General features: G+C 44.8%; 15 protein-coding genes, 1 rRNA gene and 1 pseudogene. 13 read left to right on the top strand and 4 right to left on the bottom strand.

Translation table 11 applies throughout. The features are described 5' to 3' along the window. Positions 1–16 precede the first annotated feature (16 nt). The 10 genes and pseudogenes from FU659_RS20410 (at position 17) to FU659_RS20365 (ending at position 12,561) form a co-directional block, all read left to right on the top strand. Positions 17–292, top strand: coding sequence for a hypothetical protein (locus tag FU659_RS20410; protein WP_222708593.1), 276 nt, complete (start codon positions 17–19; stop codon positions 290–292). Further along, positions 289–3,756: a sugar-binding protein gene (locus FU659_RS20405; RefSeq protein WP_147949255.1), complete on the top strand. Its 3,468-nt coding sequence runs from the start codon at positions 289–291 to the stop codon at positions 3,754–3,756. The genes FU659_RS20410 and FU659_RS20405 overlap by 4 nt, the downstream gene beginning before the upstream one ends. Then, entirely contained in the window at positions 3,699–5,177 is a 1,479-nt protein-coding gene (locus FU659_RS20400) for an OmpL47-type beta-barrel domain-containing protein (RefSeq protein ID WP_147949254.1), read from the top strand. The genes FU659_RS20405 and FU659_RS20400 overlap by 58 nt, the downstream gene beginning before the upstream one ends. A gap of 240 nt (positions 5,178–5,417) precedes the next feature. Further along, positions 5,418–6,458: an adenosine deaminase gene (gene add / locus FU659_RS20395; RefSeq protein ID WP_147949253.1), complete on the top strand. Its 1,041-nt coding sequence runs from the start codon at positions 5,418–5,420 to the stop codon at positions 6,456–6,458. 126 nt (positions 6,459–6,584) lie between these two features. After that, positions 6,585–7,040: a MarR family winged helix-turn-helix transcriptional regulator gene (locus FU659_RS20390; protein ID WP_147949252.1), complete on the top strand. Its 456-nt coding sequence runs from the start codon at positions 6,585–6,587 to the stop codon at positions 7,038–7,040. After that, positions 7,037–8,242, top strand: a complete 1,206-nt coding sequence (locus FU659_RS20385) for an MFS transporter (RefSeq protein WP_147949251.1) — start codon at positions 7,037–7,039, stop codon at positions 8,240–8,242. Before FU659_RS20390 ends, FU659_RS20385 begins: the two co-directional genes overlap by 4 nt. A 146-nt stretch (positions 8,243–8,388) precedes the next feature. Continuing rightward, positions 8,389–10,818, top strand: a complete 2,430-nt coding sequence (locus FU659_RS20380) for a heavy metal translocating P-type ATPase (protein ID WP_147949250.1) — start codon at positions 8,389–8,391, stop codon at positions 10,816–10,818. A 144-nt stretch (positions 10,819–10,962) separates the two neighbouring features. Beyond that, positions 10,963–11,258, top strand: a pseudogene (locus FU659_RS20375) (metal-sensitive transcriptional regulator). 26 nt (positions 11,259–11,284) lie between these two features. Then, positions 11,285–11,488, top strand: coding sequence for a copper ion binding protein (locus tag FU659_RS20370; RefSeq protein ID WP_147949249.1), 204 nt, complete (start codon positions 11,285–11,287; stop codon positions 11,486–11,488). A 311-nt stretch (positions 11,489–11,799) separates the two neighbouring features. Then, positions 11,800–12,561: a (S)-benzoin forming benzil reductase gene (locus tag FU659_RS20365; protein ID WP_147949248.1), complete on the top strand. Its 762-nt coding sequence runs from the start codon at positions 11,800–11,802 to the stop codon at positions 12,559–12,561. A gap of 22 nt (positions 12,562–12,583) precedes the next feature. Here the strand turns inward: FU659_RS20365 and mscL are convergent, their stop codons facing one another. The 4 genes from mscL to FU659_RS20345 all read right to left on the bottom strand — a co-directional run bounded on the left by mscL (position 12,584) and on the right by FU659_RS20345 (position 17,039). Continuing rightward, positions 12,584–13,054 carry a large conductance mechanosensitive channel protein MscL gene (gene mscL, locus FU659_RS20360; RefSeq protein WP_147949247.1) on the bottom strand — a complete coding sequence of 157 codons (471 nt, stop codon included), beginning with the start codon at positions 13,052–13,054 and terminating at the stop codon, positions 12,584–12,586. A gap of 98 nt (positions 13,055–13,152) precedes the next feature. After that, positions 13,153–14,277 (bottom strand): histidinol-phosphate transaminase, encoded by a 1,125-nt coding sequence (gene hisC, locus FU659_RS20355; RefSeq protein WP_147949246.1) that lies wholly within the window; start codon positions 14,275–14,277, stop codon positions 13,153–13,155. A gap of 184 nt (positions 14,278–14,461) precedes the next feature. Continuing rightward, positions 14,462–16,615: a 5'-nucleotidase C-terminal domain-containing protein gene (locus FU659_RS20350; RefSeq protein WP_147949245.1), complete on the bottom strand. Its 2,154-nt coding sequence runs from the start codon at positions 16,613–16,615 to the stop codon at positions 14,462–14,464. A 148-nt stretch (positions 16,616–16,763) separates the two neighbouring features. Then, positions 16,764–17,039, bottom strand: coding sequence for a hypothetical protein (locus FU659_RS20345; RefSeq protein WP_147949244.1), 276 nt, complete (start codon positions 17,037–17,039; stop codon positions 16,764–16,766). A gap of 158 nt (positions 17,040–17,197) precedes the next feature. Between FU659_RS20345 and FU659_RS20340 the strand changes: the two genes are divergently transcribed. The 3 genes from FU659_RS20340 to FU659_RS20330 form a co-directional block, all read left to right on the top strand. Continuing rightward, positions 17,198–17,419, top strand: a complete 222-nt coding sequence (locus FU659_RS20340) for a hypothetical protein (RefSeq protein ID WP_147949243.1) — start codon at positions 17,198–17,200, stop codon at positions 17,417–17,419. A 68-nt stretch (positions 17,420–17,487) separates the two neighbouring features. After that, entirely contained in the window at positions 17,488–17,877 is a 390-nt protein-coding gene (locus tag FU659_RS20335; protein WP_147949242.1) for a VOC family protein, read from the top strand. 777 nt (positions 17,878–18,654) lie between these two features. Continuing rightward, a 16S ribosomal RNA gene (locus FU659_RS20330) occupies positions 18,655–18,838 on the top strand; the annotation flags it as partial.

Below are 18,838 nucleotides of genomic sequence, written 5' to 3'. Positions count from 1 at the left end.
TATCAAGTTATTGTGCATGGTTATTCTTATATTTCCTAGTTTCTTTCAATTCGCGAAAAGTTCGGTTCATGCTCAAAGTGTGCAGACAACAGAGACCAGTCTTTGGGATTTTGAAACAGAAGAGAATTGGCAATTAATTCGAGCAGCTAATAATTCTATTACTCCAATCGGTTCTTTCGAATATGATAATACGACAGCGCTTTCAAACGGTCATTCAGGGAAGCTGTTTGGCGATTTTTCAAGCGGTGGACTGCATGTTCAGATTAAAAATACGATCGATCATATGGAATGAGTGAGCTGCGATTCTGGGCGAAAACGAACGAATTGTCCGCGATAATTATACGGCTGGTTGATGAAACGGGACAAACGCATCAGCAGCAAATGACGCTTGCAAATACGGCGGAATGGCAGCAAATACGAGTGACATCATTTAATAGCGGCAATTCTTATACGCACTTCGGTGGCGCTAATGATGGTCAATGGCATGGGGCTGTGACTGGAATCGCATTCATTATTCAACGGAACCAAATGAAAAATGCCAAGAGCGGTACAATCTGGTTGGATAAAATAACGGCGATAACGCCTGCTCCGGTGCTAGATCCATCAAAGCAAGAAATCAATCTGTGGGATTACGAAGCAGATGAGGGCTGGAAACTAGTCCGTGCAGCGGCGGGCACACCACCTGTTACACCGGGAGGTTTATTTGAATATGATTCCACTTTGGCCCATTCAGGCAGCCGATCGGCTAAGCTGTACGGTGATTTTTCCAGTGGGGGCTTAAGTGTCCAGATTAAGAATACGATGCGTCCCCTAGAAGTGAGTGAGGTGCGATTTTGGACGAAAACGGTTGAATTATCTGCGATTATTGTACGGCTAATAGATGAAACGGGACAAACGCATCAGCAGCAGGTGACAATTCCGGCTTCAACTCAGTGGCAGCAGATCAAGCTGAACACATTTGATTCCGGCCAAGCATACACTCACTTCGGTGGTGCCAATGATGGACAATGGCATGGCAAGCTGACGGGAATCGCTTTTATTATACAACGTGGCCATATGAAGAACGGAGCGACCAGTGGAACGATCTGGTTGGATGATATTAGCGCGATTGCTCCAATTCCAGCAATTGATATTGAACAAACGCAGCTGGGGAATATATTTATGGAGCCGGAAGTACCTGCCTTCGATATCAAAACGTTAGGCAATCGCGTAACCTGGTCGGTATACGACTATTGGGGGGAGTCGATCGCACAAGGTCAACAAGCGGTTGCGAGCAATAAGGCAAATATCGTTATTAATGGCTTGCCTAAAGGCTATATGAAATTCCACGCCAAGGCAGATTTAGATGGAGTTGTATTGGCAACACAGGAAACGCCGTTTGCTTTGTTGTCGCCAATTGATCTTCTGTCAATGGATGAATCTCCTTTTGGTGTCGTAACTCATTATGCCAAGGATGAACCGATTGCCGCAATGAAACTGCTTGCTAAAGCCGGTATTAAAAATAATCGTGATGAAATGTACTGGGCTGATGTCGAGAAGACCAAAGGTGTCTATGAGTTCCTGCCGCAACAAGATTATTATATGCATCAGCTTGAACAGCAGCATATTGAGCCATTAATTATCTTTTCATTCAGAAATCCATTATATGATGATAATCATATTCCATACACGACCGAAGGACATGTCGGTTTTGCTAATTACGGTAAAGCCGTTCTAGACCACTTTGGGGATAAAATTGCGAGCGTGGAAGTTTATAATGAATTCAACAATTTGAGATTAGATGAACCTGCGAATGCGAGCCCAGATGTCTATTTTGACATGTTGAAAACAACGTATGAGACAGTGAAGGCCGATCATCCTAACGTCAATGTTGTCGGTGCAGTAGCGAACGGTATTCCGCTTAATTGGTTTAAGCGATTATTCGAGCTAGGCGGACTTAAATATATGGATACCCTTTCCTTACATCCGTATGTATATCCGTTTGAGCCTGAAAGCATAACATCGAATATCGAGCAATTGAAATCATTAATTCGGCAATACAATCACGGTGAACTAATACCTATTTGGTTCTCTGAGCAAGGCTTTCCGACCCATGATAGTGTCTTTGGAATCAGTGAGGAAAAGCAAGCCGAGTATTTGATCCGCAGTTATGTTACTGCCTTCGACTTAGGCATTGAACGCCAATATTGGTACAATTTTATTAATAAAGGAACGGATAGACTTGATCAAGAGAGTAACTTCGGCATTCTGTATAATGAACGTGATATCAGAGGAAGCTTTACTCCAAAACCAGCTTATGTAGCTTATGCTGTAATGGCACGCCAACTACTCAACTTCAGCTTTGTAAGAAAGGAGGAGGTAGGGCAAGGAATTAACAGCTATTTGTTTGCAAAAGGCTCAGATGCTGCGCGGCTTATTTGGGCACAGGAAGCACCTACGATTGCTCTTAGCACGAATCAATCTGTGCGCGTTGTGGATATGATGGGCAAGGAAGATGTGATTCAGCCACTTGCAGGCAAAGTTTACTTGACTGTCTCAGAATCACCTGTTTATGTAATGGGAGTAGTCGATCAGATCACCCCAACAGGTTTTGTAGGACTTTTTGTAAGCTCTGAAAGCGAGCCCGGAACCGTTGATCTTGCGTTCACGCTCGATAATTCGTTGGAGACGCAACCACATAAATTGGAACTAGAGGCAGGTGGAAAGCGGACATTAGCAAGTGCCAATGCAGGTGAGAAAGTAATCGACAACATTAAAGTTGTAAACAAATGGAGCAAATCTGACGGTACTTTATTTGGTTATCTATGGTCAGACAATAATTTGGTCGGCAAGCTGTCAGTTCCATTACAACTCAAGAAACCCATTGCTGTTCATGTTAAGCATGTGCTGGTAAATGATGAGGATCGGCTGAGGTTGTCCATTACGAATCAATCTTCGAAGCCGTATGAGTTGACAGCAATCGACTGGGAAATTGCTTCATTGGCGAACAGCAAGCAGATGAATGTAACTATGGATGTGGGTACGACAAGCTACATCGAACTACCGATTCCTCTTCTTCAAGAGCGAATCAAGCAATCCGTAAACTTGAATTTACGATTTGCGAATGAGGCAGATGTAACTTATGCAGGAACTATTGTTGTATGGAATCAAAGTGATATACATGCTATTGAGAAGCAAACGATAGAGATAGGCGGCTCGTTTAATCAATTGAGTGGTCTGAGTTCTATTCATTTGCTTGATGACGGACTGGTTCTAATGAATGACTATCACGGAGCAGAAGATTTAAGCGGTGATGCATGGATAAACTGGGATGAGGATCAATTATATCTCTCTTTCCGAATTCATGATGATGTGTTCTCGCACAACTATGTTGGTGCGGACATTTGGCAAGGAGATTCTATACAAGTTGCTATCATGCCAGGTTTGCCAGGCGAAGGAAATGAGTACTATGAGTACGGTTTATCCATGTCCAATGATGATGCTCGTTTATATTTGTGGTCTGCACCGAAGGGTAAGCCAAGAGGGCTTGTTAACGGTGGCCTTGCGTATATCAAGCGGGACGAAGTTAATCATGATACCTACTATCAAATGGGACTGCCATGGACGAGTATTGCGCCTATTTCTGCTGAGGATGGTGTGCTAAGTCTTTCATTTCTTGTCAATGATAACGACGGAACCAATAGAAAGGGCTGGATTGAATGGGGATCCGGCATAGGCAGCAGCAAAGTTCGGATCTGTTCCGTGCAATTAAGCTGAATACGAAAGTAATCGATAAAAAAGCGCCGATAACGAACTCAGAAATTGCACCGCTTCAACCGGACGGATCTAATGGATGGTACGTACATCCAGTTTCGGTTACATTGACGGCCTCAGATGATCGCGCAGGTGCAATAACGACACAATACGCTATGAATGGCGGGGCTGCAGCGGCATACACGGCGCCAGTTGCGATTCAAAGCGAAGGAACGAACACCATGCAGTACTTCTCAACGGACGGAGCAGGCAATGTTGAAGCTGCAAAGTCTTTGCAGGTGAAATTGGACAAAACAGCGCCAACCGCCACCTTGACACAATCCGGACATAACGTTGCTGATGTTACAGACACGGATACTCTGATATTCGTTTTGACCAGTACCGATGCCTTATCCGGGGTAGCGGCGCAAACGCTTGTTTTGGATGGGAATGTCATTAGCAGCGGTCAAACGTTGAAAGCCAGCGATCTGGGTTTAGGCGTTCATACGGTGCAATATAGCGTGGTTGATGCTGCGGGCAACAAGGCAGAGCAGAGTTTCGCATTCAAAATTAATGCGGGCGTTACTTTTAGCCAAGCAACGCTTTCCGTTGACAAGTCAACACTGAATATTGGCGAAACGTCGGCTGCTCGCGTTAGCGGCTTTATGAGCGATGGGACACCGGCTAATATGAGTGTGGCAACTGTGACTTACAGTACGAGTAACGGTGCGGTAGCTACTATAGATGTACAAGGCAAAGTTGTAGCTGTAGCGGAAGGCACTGCACAAGTCTCAGCGGCAGTCACGTTAAACGGAGAAACGGTTCAGACGAATGCTGTGATCGTTACTGTAATGAAGCCGCTCGCGACCGGAGCGCCAGGGAAGCCGGTATTGTCCGACACCAGCGGATATACTGGACTTAGAGACGGCAACTATACAGTAACGATGAACATGTGGTGGGGAAACAACGGTAGCGTGTTCAAGTTGTATGAGAACGGCGTATTGATCAGCACGCGAACGTTAACCGATGCATCTCCGGCAGCGCAGATTGCCAAGTTTGACGTTAAAGGCAAAGCGAATGGCAACTACACCTACACTTCTGAACTGAGTAATATTTACGGTACGACAACAAGCGATCCCCTTGTCGTGAGAGTAACGGACGCAGCGCCTGGCAAATCGGTATTGTCTCAAGATAACTGGGATGGCGACGGCAACTATCAAGTAACGATGGACATGTGGTGGGGAACGAATGCTAGCGAATACCGCCTTTACGAGAACGGGCAATTGATCGACACGAAGAGTTTAAACGCGGCTACGCCCAATGCTCAAAGTGCTGTGACGAAAATTGCCGGCAGAGCGATTGGCGTCTATGAATACCGCAGCGAATTAGTTAATGCGGGTGGCGTTACCTCCAGCGATAAGATTACTGTTAAAGTGACGAAATAATGAATGCAGCCTTTCCGTTCCAGACTTGATGTCTGATGAACGGATAGGTTTTTTTAATCTTGTCATCCGATTCCTATCACGATAACTTAACGTCAACTAATATGACGCATGAAATATAAAAAAATAATAAATGTTATATATATTGACATTATCATCACATTGATTTAAAGTTAATAAAATTATTTAAAACCGTATACAGACTTCTAGCGGAGTAAGGACAAAGGAGAGATGAGAGATGGAATGATACAAACCGAAGAATTGTTGTCACGCCTGCCAAAAGTAGATCTTCATTTGCATTTGGACGGCAGTGTGAAACCGGAGACGATTTTGGAGCTTGCTCTCCAGCAAGGGATTGAGCTGCCTGTGTATGATAAAGTAGGATTGATTCCCCACATGAGGGTAGGAGAAGAGTGCGGCAGTTTGACTGAGTATTTGAGCAAATTTGATTTCACCACACGATTTCTGCAATCTCCGGAGGCGCTGGAGCGTGTAGCTTATGAAGTCGTCGAGCAATCAGCTGAACACAATTGTAAGTACGTAGAGGTTCGTTTTGCCCCGCAGCTGCATCGCAAAAAGGGGTTAACAGTTGAAGAAACGATGCACCACGTGGTGGATGGGTTGAAACGCGGACAACGCGACTTTGGCATCAAGGCAGGTGTAATCGCGATTTGTATGAGGAATCATTCTTGCGATGATAACTTAGAAGTGATCCGGGCCGCGGCTGAGTTTGCAAACAAAGGTGTGGTAGCTGTTGATCTTGCGGGAGATGAAGCCACCTATCCGCCAGAGTTTTTCCGGGAAGTATTTGCCGAGTCGCGGAGATTGGGTATTCCTGTTACGATACACGCGGGAGAAGCAGCAGGAGCGAACAATGTCTTGGAGGCGGTCGATCAATTAGGTGCTGTGAGAATCGGGCATGGTGTTCGATTAAAGGAGAATGCCACCATCTTGGCTATGATAAAAGACCGACGAATCCCTCTTGAAATGTGCCCAATCAGCAACATTCAAACGAAAGCTGTGGCAAGCTGGGAAGCTTATCCTATCCGTGAATATTTGGAGCAAGGTTTGATGATTACCATTAATACCGATAATCCAAGTGTGTCGGATACGAATATTACCAAAGAATATCGTGTGCTAGCCGATCGCTTTGGCTTCACAACACCGGAGTTAATCAAGCTAATTATGAATGGTGTGGAAGCGGCTTTTATGGGAGAAGAAGATCGCGTGTTGTTGAGACGGGAGATGGAAGATGAGCTCACAAGTCTGGGGCTGCATGCATAAAAGTATGATCTGAAGAACTTGCTGTGAACGTGCAGCAGGTTCTTTTTGTGCTGCTCAAGGCGTTGACGAATTTAATTGCTAGGCATATAATTGCTATAGCATGTAATTTGAAAAGGAGTTTTACGGATGACACCGAAAATCGATCATTCAATTGGATTTATGTTGAATCATGCTGGACGGAGAATGACTCAGCTATTGACGAGCTATTATGAGCCATACGAAATTACGACTGAGCAGTGGAGTGTCTTGAATCGTTTGGCCGAAGAAGATGGCATCAATCAGAAGCTGCTAGCCATCAGAGCGGAGAAAGATCAGACGAATATGACGAGAATCCTCGATCAGTTGGAGCGAAAAGGTCTTGTAGAAAGAAGCGCTAACGCCGAGGATCGCAGATCGTTTTTGATTCACATTACTACACAAGGAAGAGCGTTGAATGACATCTTACTTCCCATTGAAAAAAAGGTGATTGACTCGCTGCTTCAAGGATTTTCGGAGGAACAGGAGGCCAACTTGCGCAAATTACTCAGCCAACTTACCAACAGGGCGAATGAACTGATCAAGAATATGGAGGAAACACAATGAACACCGAACCAAAATTATGGAATCGCGATTTTGTTGCTGTATGTCTCAGCAGCTTTTTTCTATTTATGACCTTTTATATTCTGGCTGTCACATTACCGATTTTCGTCACGGACACTCTTCACGGCGGGCAGCAGCAGGTAGGCTTGATTGTGACTGTTTTCATTATCTCAGCTGTCATTTTTAGACCCTTAACAGGGAAATGGATGGATGAGTGGGATAGAAGGAAGATTATTCTGATTGGACTTACGGTATTCGTGGTTTGTACAGCTTTATATCCCTTTGTTCACAATTATAATTTGCTCCTAGCTTTGCGACTTATTCATGGCGTAGGTTTTGGTATGGGGGCGACAGCAACCGGGGCGATTGCCATTGAGCTTGTTCCTGAGCGAAGAAAAGGGGAGGGGATCGGATACTTCAGCCTTTTCATGAGTATGGCGATGGTTGTCGGCCCATTTATAGGTCTATCCATTATGCAAAATGGGACGCAGATGCTTTTGTTCGGCCTTTGCTTCGTATTCGCTTTAATGGCATTTGTATTGGGCATTAGCATTCGTCTGCCCCAGAAAACGAAATTAATTTCGGTAAAAAAGGAGACAGGATGGCGTACCTATATTGAGCCGCGAGCCTTGCCTATTTCGCTGACAGGTGCCGCACTTGCCTTTTCTTATGGCGCCATTACCACCTTCCTTTCTGTTTATGCCAAAGAAATAGGACTAGCGTCTTATGCCAGCTATTTCTTCATCGTATTCGCATTGCTCATCGTTTTATCAAGACCCTTTACTGGGAAATGGTTCGATAAATCAGGACCGAATCGATTGGTATATCCGGGTATTCTTTTGTTTACACTAGGGATGATCGGACTCAGTATGGCGGATTCGCCTTTCATTTTTCTTGCTGTAGGAGGCGTTCTTGGTCTAGGGTTCGGGGCGATGCTCCCTAGCTTTCAAACGATTGCCGTTCAATCTTCACCTGTTCATCGCAGAGGACTTGCAACGGGTACTTTTTATTTACTGTTCGACTCCGGTTATGGGCTTGGCTCCTACGTCCTTGGCGCAGTCGCTTCTAAGAGTGATTATCATACCATGTACTTTGTTGCTGGGCTTGTTGTAGCTTGCTCGGCGATACTTTACTACTTTCTCCATCACCGAAAAACGTCTTTGTCTCAAGCGGTTGCTACATTAACCGCAGCGGTTGAAGAATAAAACATATGGCCCATGTTGACACTTACCTCATACGAATGTGTGAGGCGGGGGTCAATTTTTTTTATCTTAATGTTTGACATATAGGGTAGGGGGGTATACTATAAGGATGTAAGAAATAACAATTTCAACGATTGAGGTGAAACCAGATGAACACCAGCAGCCATTCTGATGCCAAGCATACATCGTTTCAATTAACCGGTATGACCTGCGCAGCCTGTGCCAATAGAATCGAAAAAGGATTGCGAAAGCTAAATGGTGTAACTGAAGCGAATGTAAACTTTGCTTTGGAAAAGGCAACTATTGCGTATGATCCAGTAATGCTGGATGCTTCTCGTATCGAAGAGACGATCACGAAGCTGGGTTATGGGACTGTACAAGAAACGATTGATTTTGACATTACAGGCATGACCTGCGCGGCTTGTGCAGCTCGAATCGAGAAGGGCTTACGTAAGATGCCAGGTGTTATCGAAGCTTCTGTCAATTTAGCAGTGGAAACGGCGCGTGTTGCTTACAACCCATCAGAAGTAACGCCAACCGATTTGCAACAAAAAGTAGCAAAGCTTGGCTACGAGGCATCGCTCAAAAAAGACCAAGTTCAGGTGGCTGGACACCGCTCAAGAGAGCTAAATAAGCAAAAACGCAAGTTATGGATATCTGCTATCCTGTCGCTGCCTTTATTATGGGCAATGGTTAGCCATTTCTCATTCACTTCATGGATTTGGCTGCCTGATATTTTAATGAATCCATGGATGCAGCTTGCCCTTGCTACACCTGTTCAATTCTACATCGGCAGACAATTTTATATTGCCGCGTACAAAGCGCTGCGTAATCGGAGTGCAAATATGGATGTGCTAGTTTCCTTGGGCACTTCGGCAGCGTATTTTTATAGTTTGTATCTAACGTTTGAATGGCAAATTCAAGCTATGGGACATCATGCACCAGAGCTGTATTTTGAAACAAGCTCCATTTTGATTACGTTGGTTCTGCTGGGCAAATGGTTTGAAACGTTAGCCAAAGGAAGAACCTCTGAAGCCATTCAATCCTTAATTGGCTTGCAGGCAAAGACAGCTCTGGTCATACGAAATGATCAAGAAGCAACGATTCCTTTGGAAGAAGTCATTGCCGGCGATGTGCTTGTGGTGAAGCCTGGCGAGAAAGTGCCTACAGATGGGCTGGTATTGGAAGGAAGCTCTTCTATCGATCAGTCCATGCTGACGGGAGAAAGTCTTCCCGTTGATAAATCTGTTGGGGACACAGTCATAGGTGCTACTGTTAATAAGAATGGGATGCTGAAGGTTCAAGCGACCAAAGTAGGACGAGATACGGCCTTGGCGCAAATCATTCGAGTCGTGGAAGAGGCGCAAGGCTCCAAAGCACCGATCCAACGAATTGCAGATACGATTTCAGGCGTGTTTGTTCCTATCGTCGTTGGGATAGCCGCCCTCGCATTCGTCGTATGGTACTTCCTAGCAGAACCCGGTCATTTGGCCGGCGCTTTGGAGAAATCAATTGCTATACTCGTCATTGCTTGCCCATGCGCTTTGGGCTTAGCCACTCCAACCTCCATTATGGCCGGCTCGGGACGTGCTGCAGAACTCGGCGTGTTATTCAAGGGCGGTGAACATTTGGAGTCTGCACAGCACACGGATATTGTTGTCTTGGATAAAACGGGAACAGTCACGAAGGGGAAACCAGCTTTGACGGATGTGCATGCCGAAGGGGATGAAGCTATTTTTCTCAGATGGGTTGGAACAGCTGAACGCAACTCTGAGCATCCTTTGGCAGAAGCCATTGTAGAAGGGGTTCGGAGTAAAGGTATTCATCTGTCAGATGCGGAATCATTCGAAGCCATACCGGGATTCGGCATTCGTGCGATTGTTGAAGGCAAGGAGCTTCTAATAGGAACACAGCGATTAATGGCGCAGCAGGGTATTCAAGTTGAAGTGGCGATTCCGCGAATGGTTGAGCTGGAGCAGATGGCGAAGACAGTGATGCTCGTTGCGGTAGACAGGCAATATGCAGGTATGTTGGCAGTAGCCGACACGGTTAAAGATACCTCGGTTACAGCGATTGCCCGACTGAAGGCTATGGGCATACAGGTCATGATGATAACTGGAGACAATCAGCGTACGGCCGAGGTGATCGCTCATCAAGTGGGGATAGATCGCTTACTGGCCGAGGCACTCCCTGAGGATAAAGCAGACGAGATTCGGAAGCTGCAAGATCAAGGTTTGAAGGTCGCCATGGTGGGAGATGGGATCAATGATGCCCCTGCTCTCGCGCTTGCCAATATCGGCATGGCAATGGGAACAGGAACGGATGTAGCCATGGAAGCCGCGGATATCACGCTGATGCGGGGCGACCTGAACAGTATTCCAGATGCCATACTCATGAGTAAGAAGACCATGCGTAATATTAAGCAGAATTTAGGCTGGGCATTGGGATACAATATGTTAGGAATTCCAATAGCAGCATTAGGACTGTTAGCTCCATGGGTGGCAGGTGCTGCAATGGCCTTGAGCTCCGTATCGGTTGTACTGAATGCTTTGCGGCTGCAACGAATGAAGGTAGGATGATTACCCTCTGCAAAGGTATTGACAATATACCATGTGGGGGTATGATACTAGTAAATCGATTGTAATTAAAGCTGGCTTTCCTCAAGGAAAGTTCCTCAAAGGAGGTCGTCCCATGGAGAAAGAAATTGAACCTCACATGACTCACTGTCAGACAGAAGACGAGGAACGCAAAGTCATCATTCGGATAAACTGAAATCGGATTTGGTCAAGCGACTCAACCGTATTGAAGGTCAAGTGCGCGGTGTAAAGGGATTGATTGAAAAGATACGTATTGTGATGATGTTTTGCACCAAATTGCAGCGATCCAATCCGCACTGAATGGCGTCGGGAAATTACTGCTCGCGGGCCATCTGAAGAGCTGCGTAGTGGAACGGATTCAGGAAGGCGATATGGATGTTGTAGATGAGCTGCTGCGAACAATGAATACTTTAATGAAATAACTTATATACGATGAGGAGCGATGAAAATGTCTGCGATTGTTTTGAAAGTGGAAGGCATGTCTTGTAATCACTGTGTGAATTCGGTGGAGAAAGCGATGAAAGAAATCGGTGCATCAGGCAAAGTGAACCTAGCCAGTAAAGAAGTAGAAGTCCAGTTTGATGAGAAAAAACTGGACGTTGGCGCAATTAAAGAAGCGATTGAAGAGCAGGGATATGATGTTGTTGGATAGCAAGCAATAAGGATTTAGTTATAAAATCGGCAAGACCTGTAACAAGGTATTGGCGATTTTTTATGATTCATTTTCGAAAGAACTAAAGAGAGGTTAAAAACTTTTTTAAAGAAAAGTGATCCCAAAAAATGATCCCCTCGTTAGGTTGAACATAGGACACAGACACAAGCAACAAAAAACAAAAGGCCGCGGACTTGTGTCTGTGAGCCTTTTTTTTTGTTTCTTATCCTTTGCTTGATGGCGCTCGAAGGTTCTGATTATGGTAACATGGGGGTACAACCTATCATGTATGATAAGAAAGAGGTCCCTTTATGGATATGTATATCATCACGGGAGGCTCCAAGGGCCTCGGAGCTGCCATTACGCAGCAGCTCTTACAACAAGGCGCTGCGGTTCACTACGTGGCTCGCAGCGATAGCGAAATCTTGCGCCAAGAGGCGCTGCGCGCGGAAGGTAAGCTTACCTTCCACGCTTGCGATTTGGCGCATACGCAAGATCTGGATTTGCTCATGACGCAAATCCTCAGCACCAAAGATGAAGCGGATGCGATCACGCTCATCAACAACGCAGGCATGCTCGAGCCGATGACTTCGATCGGCCGAGCCAGTGATGAAGACCTGCAGCGCAGCCTGCTGGTCAATCTCGTCGCGCCCACGCTGCTGACGAACAGCTTCATTCGGCAGACGCAGGCGCTGCCGATCGTGAAGCGGGTCGTCAATATTTCCTCGGGCGCGGGCAAGAAGCCCTATCCTGGCTGGGGGGCCTATTGCACCGCCAAAGCTGGGCTCGACATGTTGACGCGCTGCGTCGGTCTCGAGCAGCAAGCAGAGCAGCACCCGGTGGAGATTTACGCGGTCGCACCGGGTGTGGTGGATACGGATATGCAGCGGGACATTCGCGCTGCAGCGGAAGAGGACTTCCCGCAGGTGCGCAGGTTCGTCCAACTCAAAGAGAAGGGCGAGCTTCAGACGCCGGAAGAAACGGCGAAGCAACTGCTGCGACTGCTTCAGGAGAATGCCTTCAGTCAAGGGGAAATCGCAGACTTACGATCAAAAACGCCCGAATCATCATGATTCGGGCGTTTCGCTATGATAATTACTGGATACTGCCGGAGACAGAAGAAACCGTCAATAATTCTGATGTGCAGAACTTACAACGAGTCGCCTGCACAGGAATATCTGAGATACAGTGTGGACATGTCTTGGTCGAAACCGGTGCTTTTTCTTTGGGCGCCTCTTTTTTTCGGAACTTGGCTAACTGTCGAAGCACAAAGAAAATAACAAAAGCAACGATGAGAAAATCTAAAAAAGTTGAAATAAACTGCCCATAATTAAACGTTGGGGCACTGACTTTAACCGCATCGGCTAAGGTGGCATAATGAGTTCCATTTAATGAAATAAATAAATCGTTGAATTTTACTTTACCAAGCAGCAAGCCAACCAAGGGCATAATCAAGTCATTGACAATGGAAGTAATGACTTTGCCGAAGGCGCCTCCGATGATAACCCCAACCGCTAAATCAATCATATTGCCTTTGAATGCAAAATCCTTAAATTCCTTTAACATGACGAACCTCCAAAATACTACAATTATCTGCATTATAGCATATGGGTCAGTCCACCAACAAATCATGAGGATTCATATATATTTCATTAATTCATTTATCAATTCGTTTTTAAGTCCTTCAGTATATCGGTAAGGGCCTTTATCAATGCCATATGCTCCTCAGCAGTTCCTATTGAAATTCGCACGTGATGGGGCAAATTCCAAGCGCCGCCATAGCGAACAATAATTCCTTTTTTCATTAAGCTATCGTAGATCACCTTAGCATCAGGTCCAAGCTCAACCAATAGAAAGTTGCTCATGCTTTGGGTGAAGGCTAGCCCCAATTCCTGCAAGGCGGAATACAACTGTTCTCTGCCGCGAGCGTTCATATCGCGTGTGGCTTCAAGGTGAGCATCATCCAAGATAGCGGCAACTGCACCAATTTGGGCTAATGTGTTCACATTGAACGGCTCTTTCACTTGACGAATACTCTGTAAAATTTTTTCAGGAGCTACACCATAACCGACGCGAATACCGGCTAGACCATAGATTTTGGAAAACGTCTGTGTGACAACTATAGGATAGCCTTGGCGTACTAGCTCCAGTCCATCACAGTAATCGTCTGCTGTAACAAAGTGACTGTACGCGCCATCAAAAATAACCAGAACATGCGGTGGCAGTGTGTCCATAAGACGGTACAGATCCTGTTTCTTCATATATGTGCCTGTTGGATTATTCGGTGAGCACAGGTAGAGTAGTTTTGTTTGGACAGTAACTGCGCCTAAAATATCGTCGATATCATATTGATAATCATCCCGAAGCGGTACCTCAACGACGTTTGCGCCCATTAAATTCGCTCCGAATTCATATTCGCTAAAAGTCGGGGAAGGTACAACAATGTTATTTCCCGATTCCAAAAATGTTTCGGAAATCAGCGTAATGAGTTCATCTGCGCCATTGGTTACGATGACTTGCTCGGAAGTAACCTGCAGTTTACGTGCAATGGCTGCCCGAAGGTCGATTGTTTCAGCATCTGGATAGCGATGGATATTAGCTAGGGAAGATTGGATAGCAGCAACCGCAAGAGGAGAAGGGCCGATAGGATTTTCATTGGAAGCCAGCTTGATCACTTTCTCCAGTCCTAATTCTCTTTGAACTTCCCAGATTGGCTTGCCCGGAGAGTAAGGCTTCATCGTTGAGAGGATGGTGCGAGGGTGAATTTCCTCTAAGGAACGGTTGGACATGTAAATCACTCCTTCATTAGTTTTAATGCTTTAATTAAATACTACATTAATTCATTAACGTAGTAAAGTTAATTCGTGATTTTTTTGTTTTTGAAAACAACAAAAGGCTTTTGACTTCTCCGAATCGAAGAGGATCAAAAGCCTTTTCTTGAATATCAAGAAGTTAAGTAGGTATGATAGCTTATTACTTCAAATCTAAACGAACATCGCGACCATCGTCTTTCACAGACAGTTCTTTGCCTGCTGCTTTCAAGGAGTTCGCGTAGCTAACCCAAGCATCCAGCATAACAGCGCCATCTTTCCAATCTTTCACTTCACCAAATACAGTGAAACCATCCCCACTGCCTGTTGCCATGAAATCATTGGTCGTCACTTTGAATGTGCGACTTGTGTTGAATTTTCCATCTACATAGACCGGCGTGCCGTCAACCAAAGTAATTTTAGAGTATTTTTCACCAAGCGGTTTCGTGCTGTCCCACTCTACTTTTAAGCCGGAGAATTGAATGGCCGGAAGATTGGAGTACTTATCCGTTACTTCCAAAGCTTTTTTAATTTGCTCAGCTGTCATTGTACCCGTCACGTTGTAATTGCCGAAAGGGAATACCTCAAACATTTTACCGTATGTCAGATCGCCTTTGTCCAGATCAGCGCGTACACCGCCAATATTCGTAAAGGCAATGTCCGATTTCTCGGTAGCGCGCATCGCATCGGTAATGCTGTTGCCGAGTTGGGAAACGCCATCACGCTCTACCCCGCCATTCGTTGCAAAACGGAACGATTTGCGGCCAAGCGGCTCTGAAACTACGGCTTCAACCTCGGAGGATTTTACAGAAATTTTCGCTTTGTAATCTTCTACCGTTTGGTGAATTTGCGCATCAGCGGTAGTTAGATTCGTGTATGTCTCAAGCAGTCCTGCATTGGAAGAGACAACTTTCTTCGTTGTTTTATCAACAAATAATTGAATGTGGCCAACCGCATACAACCAGCTTTGAGCCTCAACGACAGGAATGCCATTCACGATGCCCGATACTCTTAAATGAGAGTGGCCGCCAACAATCGCGTCAAGTGTTCCATTACCTGTGCCATTTGCAAGATCAGCTAGTTCACTCATGATTTCTTGTGACTTTTGGTTTTGTTCACCCGGTAAGTGTGAAGTTACCATAATGATATCGACACCTTTGGCACGCAGTTCAGCAGATAATTCTTTAGCTACAGGAACAGGGTTAACAAAGGAGAGACCCTCTATGTTTGTTGACTTCGTAGTTGTTGTAGTTTGCGGAGTGGCCAAGCCGATAATACCGATCTTCAGACCATCTTTTTCAATAATGACATAAGGCTGCGTCCAGTCCACACGCTTACCGGTTTTGTCATCGATAATATTAGCGCCCAAAATAGGGAATTTAGCATTCTTGATATTGTTGATCAGAACATCACGACCGAAGTCAAATTCATGGTTCCCAATCGCGGCAGCATCATACTGAACTTGAGCCATAGTATCCATAACGGATTGACCGTTCGTTGTATTGGAAATTAATGTGCCTTGCCAAGCATCGCCACCGTCAACTACGACAGTACCTTTTGGATTGACCGCACGGAAATCAGTGACAATACCCCCAAGTGTTTCAATACCGCCTTGATCCTGGTTTCGTTTTTTATCAAAGCCAACTTCGATTTTTCCGTGAATATCGTTGGTCGTTAAAATATCTACAACTTTGAATAGAATAGGTTTTAACGCTTTCGCGACTTCATCGCGTGTTACTTCAGCAGTGGGGTTGAAGTTGCCATCCAACGTTGGTGTGAAGATACCGCTTATAACGGCATACGCCACATAAGGGCGGGATTCTTTGGCGATCGAACTGCTATCTTTGAAATAGTTCAGCACATTCTCATTCACTTTCGGAAGCTGGCCACCGGTTACTGTTTTAACAATAAGTTCAGCCAACTCTTGACGAGTGACAGGAGCATTTGGGTGGAAGGTGCCATCAGCGAATCCACGAATCAGCTTAGCTGCAACAGCGTTAGCTACAGCTTGTTTTTGCCAATTTGCTAGATCTGTGAAAGCAATTGTATTCAAATCCGCATTGTTTAATTTTGCAGCACGATTAATCATAGTTACTACTTCAGCTCTTGTAGCAGAATTAGCGCCTCGATAGTCTGTGTCCCCATAACCTTCTACGGCTCCGTTATCGATAGCAAGCCGCATATCGGATTTCATCTTAATAGAAGAAACGGGGGTGGTAGATACTGTCTCGGCCAAAGCAATCTGACCAGCGAAGGAGCTCGTTAGAACGGTGACGAGGGCTAGAGCGGTAAGACGAGTAGAAAACGTTTTTTTCATATTTTCAAATTCCTCCTCCAAATAATAGAACGTTGGTTAATAAACTTCCAACAACCATTATATAGGAGATTCGTAGACTTTGAGAAGTAAAGAATTTATTTTTTGTAAAAACAACAAAAAAACCACTAACCTGCCCAAGGCTAAGTGGCTATTCGTTCCGTGCGGACTTCAAATGGTAGATCGTATTGCGTGTAAGGACTCGAAAATCGGGGCCGTCGCGATCTATGGCTTGCACTCTTGTTGTTTGAAAGGGGATGTATGGACCAATACCGGATAGAATCATGGGACAGCCAACCTCAGTTGGATTCATCTCGCGAAAAGTATGTCCCTGAATTTGATCAAAGTTAAATTTTTCTGATCGATGCTTGGGGGTGAACCCATCCACTTCATAGATCTGCAAAAGTTTTAGCAATCTTAATGTCATGGTTGAACCCTCCTGTCTGCTTCATTTATATTCTAGTATACACCGACTTTATGCCTATGGCGAAATCTACGAACCTAACAAATTCCTAATAGAATTCTGACACTTTCTTAGTTTCCAGAATATACAATAAGATTACTAATAACGGGGGTGTTTCGCGGATGATGCACAAAAAGATGATTGTTGAGGAAAAAGAAATTCTTATGTTTTTTGAATCTATCTATCAGGATCGTGTGCAAGCGGCTGTCGACACTATTATTAAACATTTGCCTAATTTGCAAATCAGAAAGATTTTTGATGAACTGGGTTTGGTTAATGTAACGAATACAGAAGTCGTCCTCTATTCACTGGATGGTGATATAGAAACGCTTTGCATAGGCTAAGTTCCACCTAGCCCTTCTAGTCTCTTTTCGATACAATAGAAAGAGTTGAAAAGGGGAGGTATGTGCAGATGGCAGTACTGAAAATGGAGCATGTCGGCGTGATGGTAGCAAACCTGGAGGCGTCAATTCAGTTTTATGTAGATGTGATTGGTTTGAAGCACAAAAGTACATTATTACATACGAACGGTGTCATACGACTTGGCTTTCTTGGTTTCGAGGGGATCAATGAAACTGAAGTAGAGTTAATTGAAGGTTATAATGCCGAATTACCGCAAGAAGGGAAAGTTCATCATTTAGCATTCACTGTAGATGATGTGGAAGCAGAATTCACAAGAATCAAAGGGCTGCAGGTTGAACAACTGGATGCGGAGGTTACAACGCTGCCTAATGGTTCGCGATACTTTTTCTTTAATGGTTTAGACGGAGAGCGCATCGAGTTCTTTCAATCTACACGATAATGGTTCACTATGTATTAGATAAGGGCATCTTTTTTCTAGAATCTTAAGATTCTAATGAAAGGGTGCTTTTTTTATATGGTACATGCATCTCGATAATCTGGGCAGGCTAACCTTCGGAAGTAAAAGCAGTTAGTTAGCGAGCGGACGGGTAACGAAGCTTGGCATTTATGGCGAGTGGAACGTCATGACCAAGGTTAATGCTTCTATAGAAGAAACTTTTCATTTTAAAAGTACAAACATCTACTTCTCAGGTGGATGACGGTTAGAAACGCCAATCAATGGAATACTGAGGGAAGAATGAACGAGGGCAAGCTGCCCTGTTTTTTTAATTGTTATATAGCTGCGAGAACATTCGAAAAAATGGCAATTGCGGAACATTGGCAGTGGGGTTGTAATTATTTTGTGAACGTGTTACATTAGTCCTCGTTGCTTTGGAAGAGCAAATCGCCATGAACGAATGGGACTTGCAGTCAAGCAATGAAATCTTTGAACGTGATAGACGGCAGAGAAAGCGTCAAAAATTGATAAGAAAAAAAGCTTGCAATTGATGAACGCCCTGTGGTATATTACTTCTCGCTGCTTCGGTAACACGGCAGTGAACGAAAGAAATTGATCTTTGAAAACTGAACAACGAGTGAGTAAGCACGAACGAGCAATCGTTCAAAAAAGAGATTGTAAAATCTCGCTAGCAAGTCAATGAGCATTTCAGCTTTCAGATAAATGGACGTAATATAGGGATCTTTGATCGTAGATCAAAGTCTCTCTGCTAAGTTCACTACTATGGAGAGTTTGATCCTGGCTCAGGACGAACGCTGGCGGCGTGCCTAATACATGCAAGTCGAGCGGAGTATTTCCTTCGGGAAATGCTTAGCGGCGGACGGGTGAGTAACACGTAGGTAACCTGCCTATAAGACTGGGATAACTATCGGAAACGATAGCTAAGACCGGATAACTGGTTTTC

Origin of the sequence: Paenibacillus sp. N3.4 (genome assembly GCF_008017805.1) — a bacterium.
In the GTDB taxonomy this organism is placed as follows: Bacteria; Bacillota; Bacilli; order Paenibacillales; family NBRC-103111; genus Paenibacillus_E.
The sequence above is the reverse complement of the archived record's forward strand: the minus strand, read 5'-3'. Positions and strand labels throughout refer to the sequence as shown.

Bases quoted from the DNA above. Each gene is read 5' to 3' on its own strand.
- FU659_RS20410 (WP_222708593.1), top strand. From the start codon at position 17: ATGGTTATTCTTATATTTCCTAGTTTCTTTCAATTCGCGAAAAGTTCG.
- FU659_RS20405 (WP_147949255.1), top strand. From the start codon at position 289: ATGAGTGAGCTGCGATTCTGGGCGAAAACGAACGAATTGTCCGCGATA.
- FU659_RS20400 (WP_147949254.1), top strand. From the start codon at position 3,699: ATGGGGATCCGGCATAGGCAGCAGCAAAGTTCGGATCTGTTCCGTGCA.
- add (WP_147949253.1), top strand. From the start codon at position 5,418: ATGATACAAACCGAAGAATTGTTGTCACGCCTGCCAAAAGTAGATCTT.
- FU659_RS20390 (WP_147949252.1), top strand. From the start codon at position 6,585: ATGACACCGAAAATCGATCATTCAATTGGATTTATGTTGAATCATGCT.
- FU659_RS20385 (WP_147949251.1), top strand. From the start codon at position 7,037: ATGAACACCGAACCAAAATTATGGAATCGCGATTTTGTTGCTGTATGT.
- FU659_RS20380 (WP_147949250.1), top strand. From the start codon at position 8,389: ATGAACACCAGCAGCCATTCTGATGCCAAGCATACATCGTTTCAATTA.
- FU659_RS20370 (WP_147949249.1), top strand. From the start codon at position 11,285: ATGTCTGCGATTGTTTTGAAAGTGGAAGGCATGTCTTGTAATCACTGT.
- FU659_RS20365 (WP_147949248.1), top strand. From the start codon at position 11,800: ATGGATATGTATATCATCACGGGAGGCTCCAAGGGCCTCGGAGCTGCC.
- mscL (WP_147949247.1), bottom strand. From the start codon at position 13,054: ATGTTAAAGGAATTTAAGGATTTTGCATTCAAAGGCAATATGATTGAT.
- hisC (WP_147949246.1), bottom strand. From the start codon at position 14,277: ATGTCCAACCGTTCCTTAGAGGAAATTCACCCTCGCACCATCCTCTCA.
- FU659_RS20350 (WP_147949245.1), bottom strand. From the start codon at position 16,615: ATGAAAAAAACGTTTTCTACTCGTCTTACCGCTCTAGCCCTCGTCACC.
- FU659_RS20345 (WP_147949244.1), bottom strand. From the start codon at position 17,039: ATGACATTAAGATTGCTAAAACTTTTGCAGATCTATGAAGTGGATGGG.
- FU659_RS20340 (WP_147949243.1), top strand. From the start codon at position 17,198: ATGATGCACAAAAAGATGATTGTTGAGGAAAAAGAAATTCTTATGTTT.
- FU659_RS20335 (WP_147949242.1), top strand. From the start codon at position 17,488: ATGGCAGTACTGAAAATGGAGCATGTCGGCGTGATGGTAGCAAACCTG.